Genomic DNA, 3,916 nt, shown 5'->3' on the forward strand with positions numbered 1-3,916 from the left:
AATGCGAAAATTATAAGCTTTGTGCGTCACCATTTTCACCTCCGTACAGGAACTTATGTTCTCATTTTAGAATACCATACGACCGTAAAAATAGAAAACGAAAACCTTCGCCTGAAGGCGAAGGCATGCATCTCTCCCTTACCACTGGTCTTCGACACAGTGCTTGAAGAGGGAGGCTTCTGCCGATAAATGCTAAAAAGACCCAGACACGTGCAAAGCATCTGGATCTTTCATTTATTCTTGTGCGGCTTGATTTTTGCTCGTTAGCGTAAAGAAAGCAACCGAACCAATGGAGGCGGTAATAAATAACGTGGCTCCCATTGGAACGGCGGTACTTTCATCCAGACCGACAAGCGGAGAAACCATCGATCCGAACAATAGAGGAAGCATCCCTAAAACAGCACTGGCACTTCCCGCCCGATGCCCTTGATGCTCCATAGCAAGTGTGAACGTACTGGTCAAAACCATTCCCATAGCCGTCATGTAAATAAAAATTGGGATGACAAGCGAAGCCAGCGGTCCTTCAATAATCGTCATAACTAAAAGAAATGAGGTGGCACTTACGGCCGTAATAACAGCTGCGCGAAGCAGGCTTCTCTCATGAATAATGCCTCCCAGGCGGCCAATAAGAAAGCTGCCCGTAATAATCGCCAGACCATTGATGCCGAACAGTACACTGAAAACCTGTGGAGACACTCCGTAAATACCCTGATACACAAACGGTGTTCCCGATACATACGCAAAGCTGCCGCCGTGAACAAATCCGATCGTTAACGCATAACCAATAAAGGAACGATCCTTTAGAAGCCTCCCAATCGTTTTAATGGACTCCCGAATTGAACTTGGAATTCGCTTTTCCGGCGGCAAGGTTTCTTTTAACTTCAGGGTTATTGTCGATACGATGATCAATCCTAGCAGGCAGAGAAAATAAAAAATCGTATTCCATGTTGCAAATGGTAATAACAAAATAGCTCCGCCTGTCATGGGTGCAATCATCGGAGCTGTAGCATTAATGACCATTAACAGAGCAAAGAACTTTGTAAGCTCTCTTCCATCGAAAACATCACGCACAACCGCTCGGGATAGTACAATACCTGCAGAAGCAGTGAAGCCCTGGATAAAACGTGCTAATATTAATATGTAAATATTAGGAGCGAGCGCGCAAAGCAGGGAAGCAACCGCGAATAAGAAAATGAACAGAAGTAAAGGCTTCCTCCTGCCCTTGGCATCGCTAATCGGGCCCACCACAATCTGTCCGATCGCAAGTCCGATTAAGCACGCCGTCAAACTCAGCTGGACGAGCGAAGCGGACGCGTTTAAATCCGAGGCAATCCCCGGGAAGCTTGGTAAATACATATCTATATTGAGCGGACCTAGAATTCCAAGCATGCCTAGGAGGAAAGCCAGTCCCAGACGCTCTTTTCCTGTTGGGTTATGAAGCATTAATCTCATTCACCTTTCTTAACGAAACCATTCGTTTATTTCCCACTGCTGTATATCCCCCGCTGTAAGAAGCTACTAAACTACGATTTTATCTTTCTTTAAACGATAAATCCACTTTTATGATTGAAAAACTTCGAGTCCTGCCCTTATCCCTTTGATCTACACAATTAACTAGTAAAAATAATCCATATAAATCCTTCTATTGACGGCTGGTATCGACGCTAATAGAATAGCCGAAGGAAAAAAGCCAATGCTTTTCGTTTCAATTTATGAGAAAGATGAGGATTCACAATGCTATACCGTATGTCTATTTATATTCTTGGCATGTTTGTTAATTTTTTTGGTGTAGCCCTTTTGATAAAAGCCACATTAGGTGCAGGTTTCTGGACCGCGTTATTTGTAGGATTATCTGATCGGCTTGGTTTTACTGTCGGTATCTGGTACGCAATTTTTCAATTGTTGTTCATTTTTGTTAATGGCTGGCTCATGAAGCAAAAGCCAGAAGTGCGAGCCCTGCTCCCGCTCGTTTTGGAAAGTCTTATCCTGGATTTCTGGGTAGAAATTGTATTTAAGAATATGACGTTGGCGTCTGCCCCTTTTCTCGCACAGCTAGCTGTCCTGCTAATAGGAGTCACCTTTAGTGCGCTGGGTGTGTCCATTTACATTCTGCCTCAGCTGCCAAGAGCTCCTGTGGATCAATTGTTTTTAGTTGTCGCAAAAAGGTTTAATGTCAGCTTACGGTTAAGTCAAACGGCCATAGCTCTTACAACTTCATCCGCGGCTTTCTTTGTCGGCGGACCAGTCGGACTAGGAACCGCAGCTGGCGTTGCTTTTGCCGGCATATTGATCCAATACTTTTATACGTATGGTTATCCATTATATTATCTATACCACCCTCACTACCGCGAGCGTTTTACTCCCGTGTTATAAAGCTCAAGCCCTCTGCTATTTGGCAGAGGGCTTTTATTGTTTATATTTTCCTATTCGTGATTTCTATTTTTACAACTATCACTTTTCTGCAAATATACCCACCAACGCGAACTTCGGCCCTGCTGATTTCCTGAAACGCGGAGACTTTTCCATTGCTCTCGTGAAGCTGTATGATCTATTGAAGTATATCTGATAGCTTTTTAACAGGATATATATTTTATACCTCCCCTGCCCTGCACAAACAAATAGCTTTAAAATTAAAGCAAATTACGTAATAATATTAAAATAGGAATCCTGCAGAAGGAGTGAATTAGATGATTGAACAAGAACGGCACGTCCTCGTTATTTTTCCTCACCCTGACGATGAAGCGTTTGGAGTGTCAGGAACGATTGCGTCCTATATAAAACAAGGCACTCCCTTAACTTATGCGTGTCTTACACTTGGTGAAATGGGAAGAAATTTAGGCAAACCCCCATTTGCAACTAGAGAAACTCTGCCGGATATTCGGCGCAAGGAGTTGAAAAAGGCAGCAGAAGCTATGGGGATTGAAGACCTGCGTATGATGGGCCTTCGGGATAAAACCCTGGAGTTCGAAGATGATACACAGATGAAGCAAATGGTAAGAGACCTAATTGATGAACTGGAGCCTTCTTTGGTCATCAGTTTCTATCCTGGCTTTGCTGTTCACCCCGATCATGAAGCCACGGCACGAGCAGTAGTCCGAGCGCTTCGTGAAATGGAACCGGACGAACGCCCAAAATTTCATGCGATAGCTTTCGCTAACGACACGGAAGAAAAGTTAGGAGAGCCGGATGTAGTGAACGATATTCAATCCGTACAAACAGAAAAGCTGAACGCAATGCGTGCCCATATCTCTCAAACTGCGCGGATGCTTGAGATGCTGGAAGAAGGCATTAAAACTAAAGATCCTGAAGCTATGAAGTGGGTCACCAATGAACGTTTTTATACGTATAAAGATTGGTCCATAGACCCTGGGAGATAAAAGAAAAGGAAGGTTGGCTCTATAAGAGTGCAGCCTTTTTTTCTTGTTGTCTGACAATAAGATGTACAGGTAGTCCCTTATGTCACAGGAATGTCTAAAAACGCACATTTTAGTTTAAGATAGAAATGTTATGATGAAAGACAGAAACTACGGAAAGGAGTCTGATCATGAATCGATTACTATGGAGTTTACTCGTATTTATATTTATTTTATTATTAGCTGCTTGCGGAACTAACGAACAAAGCCAGCAGAATAACGAAACAAGCTCTTCGGAGGATCAAGTAGCTGAAATTCCAGAAGTAGAGGTAAAGTTTGGAGAGCAGCCACTTCCCGTAAAAGAGAAAACAACCATTGAAGCAGTCGTCACACAGGGAAGTGAACCTGTAGAAGACGCTGATTATGTAGATTTTGAAATTTGGAACGATTCCCAAGGTCAGGAAAGTTCCAAAACCATCGAGGCAGAGCATACAGGTGCCGGAATCTATACGATCGAATAGACTTTCGATTCTTCAGGTACCTATCAAGTTATTGCGCATACA

Annotated in this window: 5 protein-coding genes; 4 read left to right on the forward strand and 1 reads right to left on the reverse strand. The window is 43.2% G+C overall.

The genetic code is table 11. From position 1 onward, the window contains the following. Positions 1-189, forward strand: a 189-nt coding sequence (locus WAM07_RS12710; protein WP_422167373.1) for a hypothetical protein, incomplete at its 5' end; no start/stop codon positions are given. Between the two features lie 45 nt (positions 190-234). On the opposite strand, the gene WAM07_RS12715 is transcribed toward WAM07_RS12710, so the two are convergent. Then, entirely contained in the window at positions 235-1,443 is a 1,209-nt protein-coding gene (locus WAM07_RS12715) for a Bcr/CflA family efflux MFS transporter (protein WP_422167375.1), read from the reverse strand. A 291-nt stretch (positions 1,444-1,734) separates the two neighbouring features. Between WAM07_RS12715 and WAM07_RS12720 the strand changes: the two genes are divergently transcribed. The 3 genes from WAM07_RS12720 to WAM07_RS12730 all read left to right on the forward strand — a co-directional run bounded on the left by WAM07_RS12720 (position 1,735) and on the right by WAM07_RS12730 (position 3,874). Beyond that, positions 1,735-2,373 carry a YczE/YyaS/YitT family protein gene (locus tag WAM07_RS12720; protein WP_422167377.1) on the forward strand — a complete coding sequence of 213 codons (639 nt, stop codon included), beginning with the start codon at positions 1,735-1,737 and terminating at the stop codon, positions 2,371-2,373. Positions 2,374-2,687: 314 nt separating this feature from the next. Further along, positions 2,688-3,377, forward strand: a complete 690-nt coding sequence (gene bshB2 / locus WAM07_RS12725; protein ID WP_422167379.1) for a bacillithiol biosynthesis deacetylase BshB2 — start codon at positions 2,688-2,690, stop codon at positions 3,375-3,377. Positions 3,378-3,544: 167 nt separating this feature from the next. Next, positions 3,545-3,874 carry a FixH family protein gene (locus WAM07_RS12730; RefSeq protein WP_422167381.1) on the forward strand — a complete coding sequence of 110 codons (330 nt, stop codon included), beginning with the start codon at positions 3,545-3,547 and terminating at the stop codon, positions 3,872-3,874. The last annotated feature ends 42 nt before the right edge of the window (positions 3,875-3,916 follow it).

Origin of the sequence: Halobacillus sp., assembly GCF_049282395.1 — a bacterium.
In the GTDB taxonomy this organism is placed as follows: Bacteria; Bacillota; Bacilli; order Bacillales; family Halobacillaceae; genus Halobacillus.

What these genes read in the sequence shown, in the direction of transcription:
- WAM07_RS12730 (WP_422167381.1), top strand. Translation starts at nt 3,545, where the DNA reads ATGAATCGATTACTATGGAGTTTACTCGTATTTATATTTATTTTATTA.
- WAM07_RS12715 (WP_422167375.1), bottom strand. Translation starts at nt 1,443, where the DNA reads ATGCTTCATAACCCAACAGGAAAAGAGCGTCTGGGACTGGCTTTCCTC.
- bshB2 (WP_422167379.1), top strand. Translation starts at nt 2,688, where the DNA reads ATGATTGAACAAGAACGGCACGTCCTCGTTATTTTTCCTCACCCTGAC.
- WAM07_RS12720 (WP_422167377.1), top strand. Translation starts at nt 1,735, where the DNA reads ATGCTATACCGTATGTCTATTTATATTCTTGGCATGTTTGTTAATTTT.